Annotated in this window: 15 protein-coding genes; 12 read left to right on the forward strand and 3 right to left on the reverse strand. The window is 45.9% G+C overall.

The window, feature by feature from the left end; genetic code table 11:
- Positions 1 to 17: 17 nt before the first annotated feature.
- The 11 genes from L976_RS21865 (at position 18) to L976_RS21915 (ending at position 14,337) form a co-directional block, all read left to right on the forward strand.
- Positions 18 to 2,831 (forward strand): transporter substrate-binding domain-containing protein, encoded by a 2,814-nt coding sequence (locus L976_RS21865; RefSeq protein WP_047539999.1) that lies wholly within the window; start codon positions 18 to 20, stop codon positions 2,829 to 2,831.
- Between the two features lie 184 nt (positions 2,832 to 3,015).
- The gene (gene aspS, locus L976_RS21870; RefSeq protein WP_047540001.1) at positions 3,016 to 4,791 is read left to right on the forward strand and encodes an aspartate--tRNA ligase; all 1,776 of its coding nucleotides are present in this window, start codon (positions 3,016 to 3,018) and stop codon (positions 4,789 to 4,791) included.
- A gap of 216 nt (positions 4,792 to 5,007) precedes the next feature.
- Positions 5,008 to 5,754, forward strand: coding sequence for a YebC/PmpR family DNA-binding transcriptional regulator (locus tag L976_RS21875; RefSeq protein WP_047540003.1), 747 nt, complete (start codon positions 5,008 to 5,010; stop codon positions 5,752 to 5,754).
- A 179-nt stretch (positions 5,755 to 5,933) separates the two neighbouring features.
- On the forward strand, positions 5,934 to 6,455 hold the full coding sequence (ruvC, locus tag L976_RS21880) for a crossover junction endodeoxyribonuclease RuvC (RefSeq protein ID WP_037418845.1): 522 nt from the start codon (positions 5,934 to 5,936) through the stop codon (positions 6,453 to 6,455).
- Positions 6,452 to 7,069, forward strand: a complete 618-nt coding sequence (gene ruvA / locus L976_RS21885; RefSeq protein WP_037418847.1) for a Holliday junction branch migration protein RuvA — start codon at positions 6,452 to 6,454, stop codon at positions 7,067 to 7,069. Before ruvC ends, ruvA begins: the two co-directional genes overlap by 4 nt.
- Positions 7,070 to 7,192: 123 nt before the next feature.
- The gene (gene ruvB, locus L976_RS21890; protein WP_037418848.1) at positions 7,193 to 8,197 is read left to right on the forward strand and encodes a Holliday junction branch migration DNA helicase RuvB; all 1,005 of its coding nucleotides are present in this window, start codon (positions 7,193 to 7,195) and stop codon (positions 8,195 to 8,197) included.
- A 785-nt stretch (positions 8,198 to 8,982) separates the two neighbouring features.
- On the forward strand, positions 8,983 to 11,544 hold the full coding sequence (locus L976_RS21895; protein WP_047540007.1) for a TonB-dependent receptor plug domain-containing protein: 2,562 nt from the start codon (positions 8,983 to 8,985) through the stop codon (positions 11,542 to 11,544).
- A 196-nt stretch (positions 11,545 to 11,740) separates the two neighbouring features.
- Positions 11,741 to 12,424 (forward strand): response regulator transcription factor, encoded by a 684-nt coding sequence (locus tag L976_RS21900; RefSeq protein ID WP_037419044.1) that lies wholly within the window; start codon positions 11,741 to 11,743, stop codon positions 12,422 to 12,424.
- 181 nt (positions 12,425 to 12,605) lie between these two features.
- Entirely contained in the window at positions 12,606 to 13,733 is a 1,128-nt protein-coding gene (locus tag L976_RS21905) for a M14 family metallopeptidase (RefSeq protein ID WP_047540009.1), read from the forward strand.
- Positions 13,734 to 13,741: 8 nt separating this feature from the next.
- A complete protein-coding gene (locus L976_RS21910) occupies positions 13,742 to 14,059 on the forward strand; it encodes a hypothetical protein (protein ID WP_037418858.1) in 318 nt (105 codons plus the stop codon).
- Positions 14,056 to 14,337 (forward strand): YeaC family protein, encoded by a 282-nt coding sequence (locus L976_RS21915; protein ID WP_037418861.1) that lies wholly within the window; start codon positions 14,056 to 14,058, stop codon positions 14,335 to 14,337. Before L976_RS21910 ends, L976_RS21915 begins: the two co-directional genes overlap by 4 nt.
- 67 nt (positions 14,338 to 14,404) lie before the next feature.
- On the opposite strand, the gene ansA is transcribed toward L976_RS21915, so the two are convergent.
- Both ansA and sppA read right to left on the reverse strand, forming a co-directional pair.
- Positions 14,405 to 15,418, reverse strand: a complete 1,014-nt coding sequence (ansA, locus tag L976_RS21920; RefSeq protein ID WP_037418865.1) for an asparaginase — start codon at positions 15,416 to 15,418, stop codon at positions 14,405 to 14,407.
- A gap of 110 nt (positions 15,419 to 15,528) precedes the next feature.
- A complete protein-coding gene (gene sppA / locus L976_RS21925) occupies positions 15,529 to 17,373 on the reverse strand; it encodes a signal peptide peptidase SppA (RefSeq protein ID WP_047540010.1) in 1,845 nt (614 codons plus the stop codon).
- A gap of 165 nt (positions 17,374 to 17,538) precedes the next feature.
- On the opposite strand from sppA, the gene L976_RS21930 reads away from it, so the two are divergent.
- Positions 17,539 to 19,557 (forward strand): oxidoreductase, encoded by a 2,019-nt coding sequence (locus L976_RS21930; protein WP_047540012.1) that lies wholly within the window; start codon positions 17,539 to 17,541, stop codon positions 19,555 to 19,557.
- A gap of 99 nt (positions 19,558 to 19,656) precedes the next feature.
- Here the strand turns inward: L976_RS21930 and L976_RS21935 are convergent, their stop codons facing one another.
- Positions 19,657 to 20,112, reverse strand: a complete 456-nt coding sequence (locus tag L976_RS21935; RefSeq protein WP_231570537.1) for a nuclear transport factor 2 family protein — start codon at positions 20,110 to 20,112, stop codon at positions 19,657 to 19,659.
- Between the last annotated feature and the right edge of the window lie 49 nt (positions 20,113 to 20,161).

Genomic DNA, 20,161 nt, shown 5'->3' on the forward strand with positions numbered 1-20,161 from the left:
GGTACTAGGGACCCCAGTTGAAGTTAGTGTTCCAGCTTATTGTGATCCTGTGTTGTGTTTTTTCGAACAACACAGTTAATGCCAGTCAAGGACCGACTGATTCGCTTATCGTGGTGATGGGGGAAGACAGCTTTCCCTATCAATTTGTGGATAACGAGGGCGAAGCCACGGGGTTACTAGTCGATCTTTGGAAGGAGTGGAGTAAACGTACCGATACCTCACTTGTTTTTGTTGCGCGACACTGGAATGAATCCCTCGCACAGTTACAACAGGGAAACGCCCAAGTGCATATTGGTATGGGTAAAACCCCGGAGCGTGAACAACTATTTGATTTTGCCGATCCGATTGCTGATGTTCGCACCTATTTGTATTTACATAAATCCTTGCAGGGCAAAAAAAACATTAAAGAATTGGTGCCTTACCAGATTGGAATTGTGTCCGGTTCTTCCCATGAAGCGGAATTACGCCGTATCGAACCTGCGTTAGTATTTAAATATTATGAAAGCCGTGAAAAGCTACTTGCAGGTGTGGCGGCGGGTGACACAGTGGTGTTTGCTGGGCTCGACGGTTATCTTCGCGATCCTTCCTCTAACCAAACGATCGCAGCAAATTTTCCTCTCAATATACGTATCCCCATTAAAGCGATGCAATTTGTGCCTGCGGTGATGAAGTACAATACCGCCTTACTGAATAAAATTAAGGCGGGCTTTAATGCTCTTGACCCTAAATTTATCCAACAAACTGAGCGTCGCTGGTTGGGTTATCACGGTCAAAAAGCGGGACTGATAGTCGCGATGCAACTGGGGGTTGAGCCTTTTGTTGATTTAGGTGTTGATGGTTTACCCCATGGTTTTTATGTGGATCTTTGGCGACTATGGTCGGCTAAAACGGGGATTGATGTCGATTTTATCTCAGGCGATATGAACGGCAGTGTTAACGATGTACGTCAAGGGTTAGCCGATGCTCATATTGGTTATCCAGAGAGTGATGACATGAAAACGGGGTTAACTCGCGCGTGGCACTTGTATACGGTAAAGAGTCGACTGTTTTTGTATCAACAGCAATTAACTGATTTACATCGCTTAAAAGGTAAACGTATTGGTGTTGTGCCAACGGCGCCATATTTAGTCCAGTTACGCAAAGCACTGCCGGATGTGTCATTGCGTTACTATGACAGTATGGATGCGATGGTCGCCGGTGCAAGAGCGGGGGAGATTGTTGGGTTTGTTGCTGCGGGAGCATGGACTACCCATTATCTTCTGCAAAACAAAGCATGGGCCGATTTTAATCAATACCCTGAGCTGGAATTTCCTACCGATATCTATGTATTAACTCGAAGCGATGATCCTGGACTGACTCAACGGATCAGCAATGGATTTCACAGCATTAGCATGCAGGAATTTGCTGATGTTGAACAAAAATGGATGCTTAACCCTAAAGACCGTATTTTTAATCAGGCAGGCTTACGCAGTATCCAACTCTCAAGCAGCGAACAAAACTATCTTTCACAATTGGGTGAACTCAAACTGGGTTATCTTAAGCAGTGGCCGCCGATGGAGTTTAACGATGAGCAAGGCCAATTTGCTGGGATTAATAGCGATATCGTTAATATGTTCGCCAAGCAATTGCATCTTAAGATCCAACCCGTGGCATTTGATGATTGGCAATCCCTTTTTGGCGCATTACGGACAGGAGAGATTGCACTGGCGGGCAGTATTGCTAAAACCGCTGAGCGGCAACAGCATGTGGTTTTTAGTGATGCCTATTGGCCATCGCCATGGGGGCTAGTATCGCAGCTTGAACAAGTCTCTGTCTTTAATTTGGCACAATTGGCAGGTCAGAGAGTGGCCGTGGTTGAAGGCTATCATCTTGTCGCTCAACTAATGATGCTACAACCTTCGCTGAAGCTCGTGTTGGTACCCGATACGCACTCAGGGCTTTTAGCGGTAAATGAAGGTAATGCCGATGTGTTTATTGATAAGGTGGTGACGCTAGCCTCTGAGTTAAAAACGGGCCAGTATCCTTTACTTAAAATGTCACTCTTAAGCGATTTAGCCGATCAACATAGTCATTTTGGCATAAACCCGCAATTTACCCCATTGGCACCATTAATCAACCGAGTATTAGCGCAGATAGATCAGCAAAAGCAGCAACAAATTTATTCCCACTGGGTGAGTTTTGCGATTGCTACTGATGATGGCCAATACTTGCGTTGGATCCGTTATTTATTGCTTGGTGCACTGAGCTTATCGGTAGTGATGATTGCGGTGTTAGCGGTTAATCGTCGTTTAAATCGTGAGATAACTCGCCGTATTGCCGCCGAAAAACGTTTGCAACACGTTGCGAGTCATGATGTATTAACTCAGTTACCTAATCGGGGTTTACTCGATGATAGATTAGCACAGGCATTATTAGCCCACCGTCGCGATCAGAGTTATTTTGCGCTGCTGTTTATTGATTTAGATGGATTTAAACAAGTTAATGATCAGCATGGACATTCAATAGGTGATGGCTTGCTTTTACACGTGGCGGGGTTACTGACGCAAACTGTTCGCCATTCTGATACTGTGGCTCGATTTGGCGGCGATGAGTTTGTTATCCTGCTAAATCGTGTGCAAGATCTCGATGCCGCTACCCAAGTTGCTGATAATATTCTGCACTCGCTTTCATCGCCCTTCACTGTTGAAGGCGTAAAGGTAGAAATTGCTGTGAGTATCGGTGTGGTGATTTATCCCCGCGATGGTGATACGGCGATTGAATTATTAAAAAAAGCGGATCAATTAATGTATCAAGCCAAAACGGCGGGTGGGCGTTGCTACCGCGTGGCTTGATGTTTTTTTGTACGTTTATGCATAGATAGTGCGTTCGCCTCTAGTCAAGGGCGTAAAACTGTTTGATACTTCACCGCCTAAAAGTGAAGTACTTTGGTAATCGGCATTATTTGACTATAATGCCGCTTTTATCTCGTTTTGATTATTTCCAAAGCACCGGTTTCCGGATAAAGGATAGAGTTAGATGCGCAGTCATTATTGTGGAGACGTCAATAAGTCTCACGTTGGACAAGAAGTTACCTTGGTAGGTTGGGTTAATCGTAGCCGTGATTTGGGTGGTGTAGTCTTTTTAGATTTAAGAGACAGAGAAGGTCTGGTCCAAGTGGTTTACGATCCAGATTTACCTGAAGTGTTCAATGTGGCTAGCACACTGCGCGCTGAGTTTTGTGTGCAGGTAAAAGGCGTGGTTCGTGCACGTCCTGATAGCCAAGTTAACGCACAAATGAAAACTGGCGAAATTGAAGTGTTGGGTAAAGCACTAACTATTATCAACAGTTCTGAGCCACTGCCGCTGAGCTTAGATAACTATCAAAACAACAGTGAAGAACAGCGTTTAAAATATCGTTATTTAGATTTACGTCGCCCAGAAATGGCACAGCGGTTAATGTTCCGCGCGAAAGTGACCAGTGCTGTGCGTCGTTTCCTCGACTCAAACGGTTTCTTAGATATTGAAACGCCGATCCTGACTAAGGCAACGCCAGAAGGCGCGCGCGATTACTTAGTGCCAAGCCGCACTTACAAGGGCCAATTCTTCGCACTGCCACAATCACCACAGCTATTTAAACAGCTGCTGATGATGTCAGGTTTTGACCGTTACTATCAAATCGTAAAATGCTTCCGTGATGAAGACTTACGTGCTGACCGTCAGCCAGAATTTACTCAAATCGATATCGAAACGTCTTTCATGAGCTCAGAGCAAGTGATGGCGAAAACCGAAGAGATGATGCGTGGTCTGTTCCTTGAGATGCTGAACGTTGATCTAGGCGAATTCCCGCGCATGACCTACAACGAAGCCATGCGTCGTTTTGGTTCAGACAAGCCCGATTTACGTAACCCATTAGAGCTGGTGGACGTGGCTGACTTGCTCAAAGAAGTAGAGTTTGCGGTATTCTCAGGTCCAGCCAATGATGAAGAAGGCCGTGTTGCGGCGCTGCGTATTCCTGGCGGTGCAAGCCTGTCTCGTAAGCAAATCGACGATTACACAAAGTTCGTGGGTATCTACGGTGCCAAGGGCTTAGCTTGGATGAAGCTAAACGACCTGACTCAAGGCCTAGAAGGCATTCAATCGCCTGTGCTTAAGTTCTTGAATGAGAGCATTGTGAACGAAATCATCAGCCGCACTGGCGCACAAACTGGCGATATTATCCTGTTTGGTGCAGACCAAGCGACCGTGGTTGCCGAATCTATGGGTGCACTGCGTCTTAAAGCCGGTGAAGACTTTAATCTGCTTGAAGGTCAATGGCGTCCACTGTGGGTGGTTGACTTCCCGATGTTTGAGAAGATCAACGGCAGCTTCCACGCGGTTCACCATCCATTTACCGCTCCGCGCGGCGTGACACCTCAAGAGCTAGAAGCCAATCCTGCTAACCGTGTGTCAGATGCCTACGACATGGTATTAAACGGCTGTGAATTAGGTGGTGGTTCGGTACGTATCCACAACCAAGAGATGCAGTCTGCGGTATTCCGCATTCTTGGCATTACCGACGAAGAAGCGAAAGAGAAATTCGGCTTCTTACTCGAAGCGTTACGTTACGGTACGCCACCACATGCAGGTTTAGCCTTTGGTTTAGACCGCATCATCATGCTGATGACGGGCGCAAGCTCAATCCGTGATGTGATGGCATTCCCGAAAACCACCACAGCGGCGTGCCCGTTAACCAATGCGCCAGGTTTTGCTAATCCACAACAATTAGCTGAACTAGGTATTTCCGTGGTGAAAGCCGCGAAGACTGAAGACTAATCTTTAGCGATTATCGAGTACCGAGGCGCAAGCCTCGGTCTATTTTTACCCCGTCATTTCATTTCTTATCAATATCTGCGTTATCGACGTCACTTAATTTGCCGTCATTCACTGCGTAAAGGAACATTGAGTAAAGGCGCCTTATTCGAGGCACCGTCAAGGTTACCTTAGGCTATTGATAAGATGTGCAATGGCTACATGTAGAGGAGAACTCCCATGGCAGGTCATAGTAAGTGGGCCAACATTAAACACCGCAAAGCAGCGCAAGATGCCAAGCGCGGTAAACTCTTTACCAAATTTATCCGTGAACTAACGGTTTCGGCCCGCGAAGGCGGCTCAGATCCCGATTCAAACCCCCGTTTACGTATCGCCATCGATAAGGCGCTGGGTGGCAATATGACCCGCGATACCATTGAGCGCGCGATTAAGCGCGGTGCTGGCGAGCTTGAAGGTCAGCAGCTCGAAACCATTATTTACGAAGGTTACGGCCCAGGCGGCACAGCGGTGATGGTGGAAACCATGACAGATAATCGTAACCGTACCGTCAGCGGCGTACGTAATGCCTTTAGCAAATCGGGCGGTAACTTAGGAACCGATGGTTCGGTTGCCTATTTGTTCACTAAGCGCGGCGTGTTGTCCTATGCGCCGGGCACCGATGAAGATGCCCTAATGGACGCGGCGCTCGAATCGGGCGCTGAAGATGTGGTGAGTTACGATGATGGCGCGATTGATGTATTTACTGAACCAACCGCGTTTTACGGGGTGAAAGATGCCCTCGATGCGGCGGGATTTGTCAGTGATAACGCCGAAATCGCGATGATAGCCTCGACCAAAGCCGAGTTAGATGCCGAGACTGCCGAGAAGTTTATGCGCCTTATCGATACCCTTGAAGAGCACGATGATGTGCAAGAGGTGTATCATAATGCGGAAATTTCTGATGAGATTATGGAAAGTTTGGGTTAAGCCAACTTGGGGAGGTACAAGTGTTTGCAAGCTAGATGCTGAGTAAAAGACAACGTGTCTCCTTTGGTTGAATGAACGCGAGCAGGTTTTGAGTGGTTCTTTAATCAGTCATGATTTGGTTGAGGCGCTGTTAAGACGCAAATCGACCGATTTACGTAAGGCGCACGCATAAGGAAACAATGGCAATTATTTTAGGTGTAGACCCAGGATCGCGGATCACAGGTTACGGCGTTATCCAATGCCAAGGGCGGCAGCAACTTTATTTAGGCAGTGGCTGCATTCGTACCTCGGGTGATGATCTGCCGTTAAGATTAAAGCAGATCTTTGATGGGATCAGTGAAATTATTCGCCAATATCAACCCGATGAGTTTGCGATTGAACGGGTATTTTTGGCTAAAAATGCTGACTCAGCCTTGAAATTGGGTCAAGCCCGTGGCGCAGCAATTGTCGCAGCAACCGTGGCGAATTTACCTGTTGCAGAATACAGCGCAACACAGATAAAAAATGCGGTGGTAGGGACGGGACGTGCCAAGAAAGAGCAGGTTCAACATATGATCCAGCAATTGCTAAAGCTTCCAGCCGCACCACAGGCAGACGCCGCGGATGCGCTTGGCGTTGCAGTATGTCATTATCACACCAATCAAAGTTTGGTTGCCTTAAGCGGCCGAGCGACAACAAGAACATATGGACGGTACAGATGATAGGTCGTTTACGTGGCGTATTAATTGAAAAACAAGCGCCAGAGGTGTTGATTGATGTGAATGGGGTCGGTTACGAATTACAAATGCCGCTGACCAGCTTTTATGAGCTCCCAGAGCTCAATCAACCGACCACGGTTTATACCCATTTTGTGGTGCGTGAAGATGCCCAGCTGCTGTATGGTTTTATCACCAAACAAGAGCGTTCACTGTTTCGCTTATTGATTAAGGCTAACGGTGTTGGCCCAAAACTCGCATTAACCATTCTTTCTGGCATGACGGCCAGTGAATTTGTGGGCTGTGTTGAGCGCGATGATATAGTGACGCTGGTGAAATTACCCGGTGTTGGTAAAAAGACTGCCGAACGTTTATTGGTTGAGATGCGCGATAAATTGAAGAGTTTGATGGAGGCATCCGTAGGCTCCGAGCGTGAGTTTGTGCTGCAGTCTAATTACTCACCTGCACCTATGGTCAACAGTGCTGAAGAGGATGCTATTTCAGCGTTGATCTCCCTCGGCTATAAACCGCCGCAGGCGAGCAAAGCGGTTTCAGCAGCCTTTAAAGAAGGCATGGACAGTGAGACCTTGATTAAAGCCGCGTTAAAATCGATGCTCTAATGCATGGTTTTGATTGAGGCAGTTTATTGCGGTGCGTGATTTTTGCAGCCAAGCAGGCTGCAACTGCAGCAAAATAGCAAGTGCCGCATGTCAAGAATGCAATGCGGTAACAGGAATAGGTAAATGATTGAAGCAGATAGACTGATACAGCCACAGCTGCAAGGTCAAGATGATGTTATCGACAGGGCCATGCGCCCTAAATTGCTCGATGAATATACTGGGCAGGATGATACGCGTGCCCAATTAAAAGTGTTTATTCAAGCGGCGAAGAATCGCGAAGAAGCCTTAGATCATATGTTGATCTACGGCCCACCAGGTTTAGGTAAAACCACCTTGGCGATGATTGTCGCCAATGAAATGGGCGTCAATATCAAATCGACCTCGGGTCCCGTGTTGGAAAAAGCAGGGGATTTAGCGGCGCTGCTGACTAACCTCGAAGCGGGTGATGTACTTTTCATCGATGAAATCCATCGATTAAGTCCAGTGGTTGAGGAGATCCTGTATCCGGCGATGGAAGACTATCAACTGGATATCATGATAGGTGAAGGACCGGCAGCGCGTTCCATTAAGCTCGATTTACCACCTTTTACTTTAGTCGGCGCGACCACGCGGGCGGGGGCCTTAACCTCTCCGCTAAGGGCGCGTTTTGGCATTCCATTGCGACTTGAGTTTTATAATGTCAAAGATTTAAGCACCATTGTGACCCGTTCTGCCCAAGTGATGGGCTTAGCCATTGATAGTGAGGGCGCGACCGAAATTGCCAAACGTTCGCGCGGTACACCAAGGATTGCCAATCGATTACTCCGGCGGGTGCGTGATTATGCGGAAGTGCAACACGATGGGGCTGTGACTCAACATGTTGCTGAGCTGGCGCTCAATTTACTCGATGTCGATGGCGAAGGCTTCGATTATATGGACCGCAAATTGTTGCTCGCGATTATCGATAAGTTTATGGGCGGCCCAGTGGGCCTTGATAACCTTGCGGCAGCAATTGGTGAGGAGCGCGAAACCATTGAAGATGTGCTCGAACCTTTCCTTATTCAACAAGGTTTTATCCAACGCACTCCCCGTGGCAGGATCGCAACGGCCAGAGCGTATTTACACTTTGGAATGATAAAACCAGAGTGATCGCTAAATAGTGTTATCTATTGCTTAATATAAAAGCGACTTAGGTCGCTTTTATATTTTTTGAATAGAAATAGATGAAACCTGGATTTAATTTAATCCTTATTGTTTTTATTAGCTTTTTACGTAATCTCTGCAAGTAATTTAAGTGATGCGTTATTGAGTGTTGTTTGATTGTATATCATCTATCTTCTTCGTATTTTCGTTATCTTAATACATTTTTGTCCCTTAACGATTGTCCCAATAGCAAATTAGTTCTCAATTTATAAATTGACAATTAATTGTTGCATTTGTGTTTAAAATTCCCTGGGTTTGCATAAAAACCACACCTTATTCATTTTGTATCCATTAACTCACCAAAACTACTTATGTTTTCTCAATTCTTAGTATTGCAAAGATTGCTAATATGCATATTTTCTCATAATTAATCGATACATTATTCTGTGCGCAAGACGGTTTACCTTTGATAAAATGTGACATGTATCACACTTTTGAAGTGTTTAGATGTTTTTTAAATGTTGCATTGTTAACAGTTGTTGTGTCTATCTGAAATCAGTTTTATTGGTGTTTTATGCTGAATAAATCTAAAAGAAAGTGCACACGATCTTTTTGAAACAAATAAAAAACAAAGTAACTAAATAAATTAAACATTTTGATTTTTAAAGTTAAAAAAATGAACGTTGACTGAATGAAAGTGAATCCTCAGTATCAAGCGCAACAGTCGTACAGCAATAGTTGTACATACTGTAAGCATAAAAATAATAGTAAGATCTAGGGAGCATTCATTCATGATAAAAAGAACCAAAGTTGCGTCGGCTATCAATTTAGCTGTCGTTAGCTCAATTGCTGCTGGTACCTTCGTGGTATCAAGCGCATTTGCAGCTGAAGAGACTGCAAAAGTCGAGCGTATTGAAGTCACGGGTTCACGTATTCAACGTCAAGATATGGAAACAGCTTCTCCTGTTACCGTTATTGATGCTGCTGCAATCAAAGCCGAAGGCTTTACCTCTGTAGACCAAATGCTACAAGTACAAACCTCAATGGCAGGTGCTGCGGTAGGTTCAACCACTAACAACGGTGCTGACGGTGTTGCCCAAGTTGACTTACGTGGTATGGGCTCGCAACGTACTCTCGTACTATTAAACGGTCGTCGCATGGTGAACTCAGGTTCAGGTGCTGACAGTTCTGTGGATTTAAACTCTATCCCTGTTGCGATGATCGCTCGCGTTGAAATCCTGAAAGACGGTGCTTCAGCGGTATACGGTTCTGATGCGATTGCTGGTGTAGTGAACATCATCACCAAAAAAGATTTTGAAGGTTTCCAATTAGACTTCATCGGTAGCGGCACCGACAAGGGTGACGGCGAAAACGGTGATGTGAGCGCACTGTATGGCTTCAACACCGATGGTGGTAACTATACATTTGGTGCAGCTTACTCTGATCGTCGTGGTGTAATTCAGGGTGATCGTGATTGGTATGATCCACTGGATAACACTAGTTCAATTATTCCAACTGGTGCATTAAATCAAAAAGTTATCGATGCCAATGGTAATTGGGTTAAGAGAACTGAGACCTATGACTACTCAAATGACGTCTATTTCCAAACACCGAGTGAACGTCGGAGTTTATTTGCAAATATGACGCAGGAGTTAGGCAATGATGTGGTACTGACTGCCGACGCTATCTATACCAATCGCCGTTCTAACCAACAACTTGCGGCACAACCTGCCCAAATCAAGTTAAACGTGTGTGGTGACCCAAGAGTCCAAGATCCAACTGCAGGTTGTCTTACCCTTGACCAAGGTATGATTGATGCAGGGATTAAAGCGGATGCTCGTGGACAAGTTCAATATAACAGACGTATGAACGATGTCGGTCCTCGTGTTTACAGTCAAGATACTGATACTTGGCGTTTATCAGCAGGTTTAGCGGGTTCGTTAGACGTACATACTGGTATGAACTGGAATGTGGATTACACATTTGGTAAAAACGAAGCTAAAACTGGTGTTGCAAATTCTATTAATGCAACATTGATGGCTAATTCAATCTATGCTGACCCATATGCTTGGTTTGAAGGTACCCCTCTGACTGATGCTATGAAGGATGTTTCTTATGACCAGCAAGAGACGGGTGGTAATGAGCAACAAACACTGTCTGCTGGTCTGAACGGTGAGTTATTCGACCTGAGTGCAGGTGCGGTAGGTTTCGCTATCGGTGCTGAATACCGTCGTGAAAGTGGTTTCTACAATCCTGATGCAATTGTGGTTGCAGGTGACAGTACAGCTGCCCAGCAAGATCCTACAAGTGGCAACTACAATGTTATTTCTATCTTCCAAGAAGTAAGCGTGCCATTTACTGAAAAACTAACGGGTGAATTTGCACTTCGTCTAGATGATTACTCTACCTTCGGTAAAGCGACTACTTGGAAAATTGGTTTAACCTACACAGCGACAGATGAGCTGATGGTTCGTACTGTAGCTGCGACTGGTTTCCGTGCACCAAGCGTAGCTGAGCTATATGGCGGCAACTCAGGTTCGTTTGATTATCTAACTAATCCTTGGTTACCTCTGAGTGAGCAAACTGGTCAAATTTTAGTGAATCGTACATCAGATCCAGATTTGAAACCTGAAGAATCAGAGTCTTACACTGCTGGTTTAGTATACTCACCAAACTATATTGATGGTATGTCAATTACTCTTGACTACTGGCGTTTCAAAGTAACTGATGCAATTGCTCGTGCAGACGTGCAAGTTGGCTTAGATGCCTGTCATGCTGGTGATGCAGAAGCGTGCAGCACATTCAATATTACTGCGGATGGTGACTTGTTCAACTTAACAAGTGCACTGACTAACGTAGGTTCACAAGATACTAGCGGTATCGACTTCAACTTAGCCTATAACTTCGAGTTATTTGGATTAGATTGGAAAGTAAGTAACGATACGACTTACTTGATTAAGTTCGAGCAGGATGGTGAAAACTATACTGGTACAATCGACGGTAATATGGGAGCTTATGCTCGCGTACGTAACAACTTCAGCATCTCTGCAGGTCAAGATGATTGGAGCGTAATGTACTTCAACCGCTATATCAGATCGATGACAGATGTTTACACTGATTATGATGCAAACGACAATCCATTCGTTGCTGCAAGAGGTGTTGATTCAATTCTGTATCACAACATTTCTGGTACCTATCATGTAACTGATAACACCACTGTTAGTTTAGGTGTGAAGAACTTGACTGATGAGAAGCCTCTATACGTTACTAACGGTAGTGATGCTGGTACTGTTCCAGAAGTTTACGACACTATCGGCCGTACCATTTACGGCGGTGTGACTGTTAAGTTCTAATTTTAATTTGAACCCACTCAAAAAAGCGCCTTCGGGCGCTTTTTTGTTTTGGTGCAAAAGGTTACAAGCGTTATCTATCGCTGCCAACTTGATCACAATTAAGTAAATACTGATTTTTAATCTTCTTCTTATACTAGAGCCAAACATCTGGGCATGGTAACATAAATGATATTGATTATCGTTTGGTGTTTTTGAAATGAGTAGAATACTGTTAGTCGATGATGATCCATTATTCCGAGTGTGGTTAACTGATGTGCTCCGAGCACAAGGACATGAGGTTGAATGTGCCGTTAACGGTGTTGATGGGCTTTCACGCATTCGCTCCTTTGCGCCCGAGATTGTTATGCTCGATCTGGTGATGCCGCAAATGGATGGTTTTGAGCTTTTACAGGCAAGGGATTGTTTGACGCCGATAATGATGTTGTCAGCCCGCGATAATGAAGAAGACAGGATCAGAAGCTATGAACTCGGTGCGGATGACTTCTTAGCTAAACCCTTTAGTATTAAAGAGTTATTGGTACGTTTGCAGGCGATTGAGCGACGGTTAGTGCAGCGGCATAAGCCACTAATGGCGATAGATCAAACCGCAGCCATTCAATCGATTAAGTTTGACGAAACCGCCTACAGGATAACCATCGACAAGCATGCTGTGGAGTTAACCCAAACTGAGTTTAGGTTATTTAAGTACCTGTTTGAACGAAAAGGGCAAGTGATCACTAAGCAAGAGCTGCAAAAGTCAGTTTTGCAGAAGGACTTAGGGCGGTTTGATCGTAATTTAGATATGCATATCAGTAATACTCGGCGAAAACTCGCTAATACTCGCTTACCGCGTACCTTAATCAATACTGTGCGCGGTCAAGGATATAGCTTTAGCGCTTAAATGATGATGTAAATGAATTTGCCCTAGGCACTGATTAATTAAAGCGCGACTGATGGCTTCTTAGGCAATTTTAGTCGCTTTCATTTTCCCCAGATACGGATTTGGTTTATTCTAACGGGCATTATAGTAGATGCGCATTCAGCATCATTACCCTCACATGAATAACTAAGTAGGAATCAGTATGCGGATCAGTGCCAATTTTGATGGCGGAAATATCCAAGTCATTAATCTTGATAATAAAGACGATATTCAACTGGCAATCCGTCCCGATGCGGGCGGTGAGTTTTATCAATGGTTCAACTTCCGATTCGAAGGTGAGGTGGGAAACCAGTACACCTTAAATATTATCAATGCGGGCACCGCTTCCTATCCTAAGGGCTGGCAGGATTACCACGCAGTCGCCAGTTACGATCGTCAGCATTGGTTCCGTGTACCAACTCAATATATTGATGGCAAACTCATTATCCAGCTTGAACTTGATTGTGATGCGATTCAAATCGCCTACTTTGCGCCCTACAGCTACGAGCGTCATTTAGATCTTCTCAGCAACGCACAATTGCATCCCGATGTAAATCTTGAGCATTTAGGTCTGACCTTAGATGGACGTGATATTACCCTGATGAAAGTGGGCGATGGCAATCCTGATAAACGCAATATTTGGATCACCGCAAGGCAACATCCCGGTGAGACCATGGCGGAATGGTTAGTCGAAGGCTTAGTGAATCGTCTGCTGGATAATGATTGTCCAACCGCAAAAGCACTGCTCGATAAAGCGAACTTCTACATTGTGCCTAATATGAACCCAGATGGCAGCGTAAGAGGCCATCTGCGTACCAATGCGATTGGGGTTAACCTTAACCGTGAATGGCAAACCCCGAGCTTAGAAAGAAGCCCTGAGGTCTACCATGTAGTGCATAAGATGCAGCAAACGGGCGTAGATTTATTTTACGATGTCCATGGTGATGAAGGTCTTCCCTATGTTTTCCTCGCGGGTTGTGAGGGGGTACCAGCTTACAATGAGCGATTGGCGCAGCTGCAAGCGGACTTTAGTCAGGCATTAACCTTAGCCAGTGCCGATTTCCAAACCGAGTTTGGGTACGCTAAAGACGAGCCTGGTCAAGCCAACTTGACCGTGGCGTCTAATTGGGTGGCGCAAACCTTCGATTGCTTGTCGAACACCTTAGAAATGCCTTTTAAAGACAACAACAACCTGCAGGATCCGTTTGTGGGTTGGTCACCTGAGCGCAGTATTTATTTAGGCGAAGCGTCATTGATTGCCATGCTCGCCGTGGTTGATAAGTTAAGATAGGTGTGACTATGGCATTAATCGAATGTCCAATCTGCCGTAAACGGATGTCGAGCAAGGCGCCAGCTTGCCCGCATTGTGAGGCAAAAACCAATGGTGATAATAGCTCGCTCGTACGGATCAGTCATATCCAAAAATCCAGCAGCTTAATGAACCAAAGCTTTGTTGCCATGACGCTGTTTATTGCGGGGGTGGTGATTTGGTTTTGGGGTGGAGAGCCCGCCGAAGGCGTACGCGCGACCATTGGTGCCATCTGTTTTGTCTTTGGTTTTGTGGGCTATTTAATTACCCGCGTTAGAATCGTATTACATAAGCGAAAGAGTGTATGACCGACATTAATCAAGTAATCGACCAAATGCCTGAAGAAGTCTATGAAAGGCTGCGTAGCGCTGCTGAATTAGGCAAATGGGAAGATGGCACAGTATTGACCGAAGCCCAGCGTGAATCGACTCTTCAAGTGGTGATGCTCTATCAGGCGCGCCGCTTAGATCAAACGGAGCATTTCACCATAGGTGCCGGCGGAAAATTAAATGAGCTGTCAAAGGCGGAGTTGAAGAAACAATTCCGTGGCGAGTCGATAGCCGAGTTTAAAGCTGACGACCTGTAATCTCAGTTGACGCAACGTAGTAAAAAGCCCACTAATGTGGGCTTTTTAATACGCAAAGTTGCGATCCTTAATCGGGGCTGAGCTCACCAACTAAGTTTTGTAACATAGCAGCCTTAATTTCGCTCGGCTTTAAGTTTTTCGACAGCAGATAATGCAACTTAGCCAATGCAGCCTCAATGGTCATATCTGCGCCACTGATCACGCCTGCTTTAGCGAGGGCATTTCCCGTTGCATAACCGCCCATATTCACCTTGCCTTGGAAACACTGAGTCAGGTTCACTAACACAATTCCCCGCTCATCCGCTTGCTTTAGGGTATCGAGTAATGCCGTATCTTGCGGTGCATTCCCTACACCAAAGGTCAGTAAAATGAGCGCCTTAACGGGTTGCTGTAGAATATTCTCAAAAATCTGCGTGGAGATACCTGGGTAGAGGGTGACCACACCGACAGGCTGAGGGCTTATATTAGCGACTTCTAACGGTTTATCGCTTGGCGTGGCAATTTTACCTGCGCGCAGATTAATTTTGATCCCCGCTTCAAGCAGTAAGGGGAAGTTTGGTGAGGCAAAGGCATCGAAGCCGTCGGCATGGGCTTTGGTGGAACGATTGCCACGAAATAGTTTGTTATTAAAGAATAAGCAAACCTCAGCCACTGGATAATTAGCAGCGATATACAAAGAGTTGAGTAGGTTGGTTTGGCCGTCGGAACGCAACTGCGCCAAGGGGATTTGTGAGCCGGTGACAATAACAGGCTTTGACAGGCCTTGAAGCATAAAGGATAAGGCCGATGCAGTATAGGCCATGGTATCAGTGCCGTGGAGGATCACAAAGCCATCGTACTTGTCATAATTGGCTTTGATATCATCGGCAATCATTTGCCAGTCGGTCGGTGCCATGTTTGATGAGTCGATGAGCGGGCAGTACTCGTGGATCACAAACTCAGGCATTTCAGCATGGTAAAACTCGGGCATGGATTGGACGCATTGGGTCAAAAATCCTGCTACTGGTGCAAAGCCATTATCGGTTTTTTGCATGCCTATGGTGCCGCCCGTGTAGGCGACATAAATGGAGCGTTTAGTCATTCTTGTCGTTATCTTAGCTTCACGTGGGCTAATTATACGATTTTGCTGACATAAACCCAATAAAAAAGCCCGAGGTATCGGGCTTTTGTGTCTTTCATCTTGAGTCTGCGCTAGTTGATCGCACAGCTGTCACAATATACATACACATGGTTAGGGTCGTTAAAGGCCGCTATAGTCTTTAAGCTACCGGTCCATTGGCTCAGCATTTGCTCAAGCAGCGTTGAATGGCTGAGTGAAGCGGGTAAATAAGCCGACACAGAGGCAAACATTTGCTGCACAAAACGCTGCTCAGGTGTGAGCTCTTGCTCAATCACACGGGTATCGAACAGGCTTAAATCCGCCAGTTTAGCGGCTTTGGCGACTGCTTGGTCGATATCGCCAAGCTCGTCCACTAAACCTAACTCTAGGGCTTTTTTACCACTCCACACACGGCCTTGGGCGATGCTATCCACTTGTTCTAAGGTCATGTTACGTTCCTTAGCGACCAGTGAGATAAAGTCTAAATAGCCACGTTCGATATGGCGCTGGATAACCGACTCTATTTGTGGCGAGAGGGTGCGCGTGACTGATAAACCCGCCCATTCAGAGGTTGATACGCCGTCGGTATGGATGCCTAAACTGGCGAGTGAATCTTCGAAGGTGGTGATCATCCCGAAGATGCCGATAGAGCCCGTCAGTGTTGTTGGTGTCGCGAAGATATAATCGGCGCTGGCCGAAATCCAATAACCGCCGGATGCCGCAAGGCTACCCATACTGACCACCACAGGTTTACCCGTCGCTTTGAGGGCGAGTAATTCTTGGCGGATTTGCTCCGAGGCAAAGGCGCTACCGCCAGGGCTGTCAACTCGTAACACCAGCGCTTTAATATGTTTATCAAATCGCGCCTTACGAATGAGTTCAGCCGTGCTATCGCCACCAATCTGCCCGGCGGGTTGGCTGCCATTTAAAATGGTGCCGCTGGCAACGATAATACCAACACTGTCTTGCTCAACAAAGCTTGGTAAAGGTGTCACTAGGGTTAAATAGTCGTAAAAGCTGACTTGCTTAAAGCTGTCACCCGACTTTTCTTTACCCACGGTCTCAAGCATAACTTTGCGGAAATCTTCATCGGTCGCTAGGGTATCGACCCATTTCATATTGAGGGCCATAGTCGCAGAATCGCCCTCAGCCTTATCGAGTTGCGCGAGGTAATTTGCCGAGTCCAAAACCAAGGCTTTGCTATCAATTTGGCGATTTGTCGCCACCGTTTGAGTGTAACTTTGCCAAACATCAGCAAGTAGGACGCTGCTAGCCTCTCTGGCCGCATCTGACATATCGTCACGCATATAAGGTTCTACTGCGGATTTAAACGTCCCAACACGGAAAATATGTGCTTTTATCTTGAGTTTTTCGAGGGCGGATTTGAAGTATTGGTTATACATACTTAATCCCTCAAGTGAGACGCTACCTTGAGGGTTGAGATAGATGGTATCGGCAAAACTGGCAAGAAAATATTGGTTTTGTTCGTAATAGTTACCAATCGCTACGACCTTTTTGCCGCTTTCTTTAAAACGATTTAAGGCGTCGCCAATGGATTGTAATTTGCTGATCCCCGCACGTTTTAGCTCTGCCAAGTCTAAGACTATAGTGCTGATCCTGTTATCGTGCGCCGCATTATCAATCACATAGATAATATCCGCCAGTAGGATTTCGCCATCGCTGCTGCCGTTATTACCTTGCTTGAGTGCGGCTTCAAGCGGGTCGACCTGTTGTTTTTGATCAACAATCGATCCCGCAAGATTAAGTACCAGTGCCGAATTATCTTCGACCTGAATATCTTCACTACTGCCAATGACAATCAGAATCATGGCGAGGAGGCCAAAAAAGATCAGGTTAAGTATGAATTTACGGATCCCGTTAAGGGCGTTCCAAATGAATAAGCATATTCTCTTGAAAAACGATGGGTTAGCGGACATTAGCCACTCCTTTGCATATCGAATGTGCCAATGCTAACTGAAAATCTCTTCACTGGCTAAACACAATTGTAAAGGTTTTTAACTTTTAACCCGTTAGCAACAGTTGAGCTTACATTTGACTCAAGGTATGCTCATTTAAATCACTTGTTTAAAAAGGATGTTTGAATGTCGTTTCCCCATTTATTAGAACCCTTAGATCTGGGATTTACCCAGCTCAAAAACCGTGTGTTGATGGGCTCCATGCACACGGGGTTAGAAGAAGAAAAGGGCGGATTTGAGAAACTGGCAGCGTTTTATAAAGAGCGCGCGTTGGGCGGTGTAGGATTGATCGTCACTGGCGGAATTTCACCAAACCTACGTGGTCGATTGACTCCCCATGCTTGTCAGTTGAGTTTCCCCTGGCAAGTGGGCAAGCACCGCATTGTGACTCAAGCGGTGCATGAAGCCGGAGGTAAAATCTGTATGCAAATCCTGCATGCTGGCCGCTATGGTTATCATCCTTTTTCGCAGGCACCGAGTAAAATCAAATCGCCGATTACTCCCTTTACGCCTTCTGCCATGTCGAGCCGTCAAGTACGCGCCACCATTAAGGATTACGCCAGTTCTGCCGCCTTAGCAAAAAGAGCAGGGTACGATGGCGTTGAAGTGATGGGCTCTGAGGGGTATTTGATCAACCAATTTATCAGTTCCCGGACCAATACGCGCACCGATGAATGGGGCGGTAGTTTTGAAAAACGCGCACAATTCCCAATTGAAATTGTGAATGCCATTCGCGCCAAAGTGGGCAAAGACTTCATCATTATTTTCCGCTTATCCATGCTCGACTTGGTCGATAACGGCTCCACCTGGGATGAAGTTGTGCAACTGGCCAAATGGCTTGAACATGCGGGAGTGTCGATTATCAATACTGGGATTGGCTGGCATGAGGCCCGCGTGCCAACTATTGCGACCAGTGTGCCCCGCGGCGCCTTTGCTTGGGTGACTGAAAAACTTAAAAAATCGGTTTCAGTGCCCTTGATTGCCACAAATCGTATTAATACGCCTGAGATTGGCGAGCAAATCATCGCCTCTGGTCAAGCGGACATGGTATCTATGGCGAGGCCGTTCCTAGCTGATCCTGAGTTTGTGAATAAAGCGGCGGCCAATACGCCAGAGCTGATTAATACCTGTATTGGTTGTAATCAGGCCTGTTTAGATCATACCTTCTCTCTGAAACGTGCCACCTGCTTGGTCAACCCTCGTGCCTGTTACGAGACCGAAATTAACTTTTTACCTACCAATAAAAAGAAGCGAATTGCAGTGATGGGCGCGGGTCCCGCAGGCATGGCATTTTCGGTGTATGCAGCGATGCGTGGTCATGAAGTCGTGCTTTTTGAGGCGAAATCTGAGGTGGGTGGTCAGTTTAATCTGGCACGTAAAATCCCAGGAAAAGAAGAGTTTAACGAGACAATTCGTTATTTCCTCAATCAAATTAAACTGTATAAAATTGATCTGCGCTTAAATACCCGCTTGGATGCTAAGGTACTGGAAACCGAAACGTTTGATGAAATTGTTATTGCTTCCGGCGTGGTCCCGCGCGAGTTGAGCTTGCCAGGATTTGATAGCCCCAAAGTGGTCGATTATCAGCAGGTACTGACGGGCCAAACTGCGATTGGTGACAAAGTCGCGCTGATTGGTGCTGGCGGTATTGGCTTTGATATGGCGCATTACCTCTGCGAATCTGAGTCTAGCACCCTCAATCCTGAAAAATGGTTAAAGCAGTGGGGTATAGACAAGCAATATCAGCATGCGGGTGGGTTAGCCGAGCCTGAAGTCGATAATAGCGATCACAGACAAGTTTATTTGCTGCAACGCAAGACTTCAAAGATGGGCCAAGGCTTAGGTAAAACCACCGGTTGGATCCACCGTTTAGTGTTAAAACAGCATGATGTGAAGATGAAAACCGGCGTCAACTATGAAAAGTTTGATGACGCGGGCCTACATATTCGGGTTGGTGAGCAAACTGAAGTATTGGCCGTGGATAATGTTATCCTCTGCGCCGGACAAGAATCAAATCGCACCTTAGTCGATGAGATGAAAGCAACGGGCATTCCTGTGCATTTGATTGGGGGTGTTGATGTTGCCGCTGAGCTGGATGCAAAACGGGCCATTCGTCAAGGCGCCGAGCTTGCTATGCTGCTGTAGTTTTAAGCGGTTTATCCTAAAAAATGCCTGAGTCAGACTCAGGCTTATTTGTTGATTGATATGAAGATAAGCGCTTATCTATATGAGTGGGCCATTTGCTTAGTTGGGTAAATGCCCATAACTGACGACTCTAGTGACTTGCCACTGGCCATTGGTGTGTTGCCAGACCATTAAAAATTTGGCTTTGCCGTCACAACTGCCAGTTTCTTGGCTGCAAAATTTATGTACACCCTCTGTTATCGCGCCAAAGTCCTTGATGGGATAGGCTTGAAAGCTCTCTTCAACCAGTGAGCGGGTGTATTTACCACAGGCATAGTTTTTAGTGTTGTTGATCATCGACTGGCGATCCCAAGTGACACCACCGTTGTCATGGTAAAACTCGACCTTATCTGCAAAGTAACTTTCGTGCAGCTTGAGTTGTTGCTCATCGGCACAACGATTAAATGAATCAAATACCTTACTATCCATGTCTTTCATTTCGGCAACGAGGTTATCTTCACTCGAAAATGCACTCATTGACACAAGCAGCAAGCTGATTGCGATTAACTTATCCATAGCTCTCCTTGGCATAAACTGGTCCACCTAATACAAAGTAAAAATAAGT

Origin of the sequence: Shewanella sp. ZOR0012 (genome assembly GCF_000798835.1) — a bacterium.
GTDB lineage: Bacteria > Pseudomonadota > Gammaproteobacteria > Enterobacterales > Shewanellaceae > Shewanella > Shewanella xiamenensis.

Excerpts from the sequence above, each read along its gene's own strand:
- aspS (WP_047540001.1), top strand. The coding sequence starts at position 3,016 with ATGCGCAGTCATTATTGTGGAGACGTCAATAAGTCTCACGTTGGACAA.
- L976_RS21875 (WP_047540003.1), top strand. The coding sequence starts at position 5,008 with ATGGCAGGTCATAGTAAGTGGGCCAACATTAAACACCGCAAAGCAGCG.
- ruvC (WP_037418845.1), top strand. The coding sequence starts at position 5,934 with ATGGCAATTATTTTAGGTGTAGACCCAGGATCGCGGATCACAGGTTAC.
- ruvA (WP_037418847.1), top strand. The coding sequence starts at position 6,452 with ATGATAGGTCGTTTACGTGGCGTATTAATTGAAAAACAAGCGCCAGAG.
- ruvB (WP_037418848.1), top strand. The coding sequence starts at position 7,193 with ATGATTGAAGCAGATAGACTGATACAGCCACAGCTGCAAGGTCAAGAT.
- L976_RS21895 (WP_047540007.1), top strand. The coding sequence starts at position 8,983 with ATGATAAAAAGAACCAAAGTTGCGTCGGCTATCAATTTAGCTGTCGTT.
- L976_RS21900 (WP_037419044.1), top strand. The coding sequence starts at position 11,741 with ATGAGTAGAATACTGTTAGTCGATGATGATCCATTATTCCGAGTGTGG.
- L976_RS21905 (WP_047540009.1), top strand. The coding sequence starts at position 12,606 with ATGCGGATCAGTGCCAATTTTGATGGCGGAAATATCCAAGTCATTAAT.
- L976_RS21910 (WP_037418858.1), top strand. The coding sequence starts at position 13,742 with ATGGCATTAATCGAATGTCCAATCTGCCGTAAACGGATGTCGAGCAAG.
- L976_RS21915 (WP_037418861.1), top strand. The coding sequence starts at position 14,056 with ATGACCGACATTAATCAAGTAATCGACCAAATGCCTGAAGAAGTCTAT.
- ansA (WP_037418865.1), bottom strand. The coding sequence starts at position 15,418 with ATGACTAAACGCTCCATTTATGTCGCCTACACGGGCGGCACCATAGGC.
- sppA (WP_047540010.1), bottom strand. The coding sequence starts at position 17,373 with ATGTCCGCTAACCCATCGTTTTTCAAGAGAATATGCTTATTCATTTGG.
- L976_RS21930 (WP_047540012.1), top strand. The coding sequence starts at position 17,539 with ATGTCGTTTCCCCATTTATTAGAACCCTTAGATCTGGGATTTACCCAG.
- L976_RS21935 (WP_231570537.1), bottom strand. The coding sequence starts at position 20,112 with ATGGATAAGTTAATCGCAATCAGCTTGCTGCTTGTGTCAATGAGTGCA.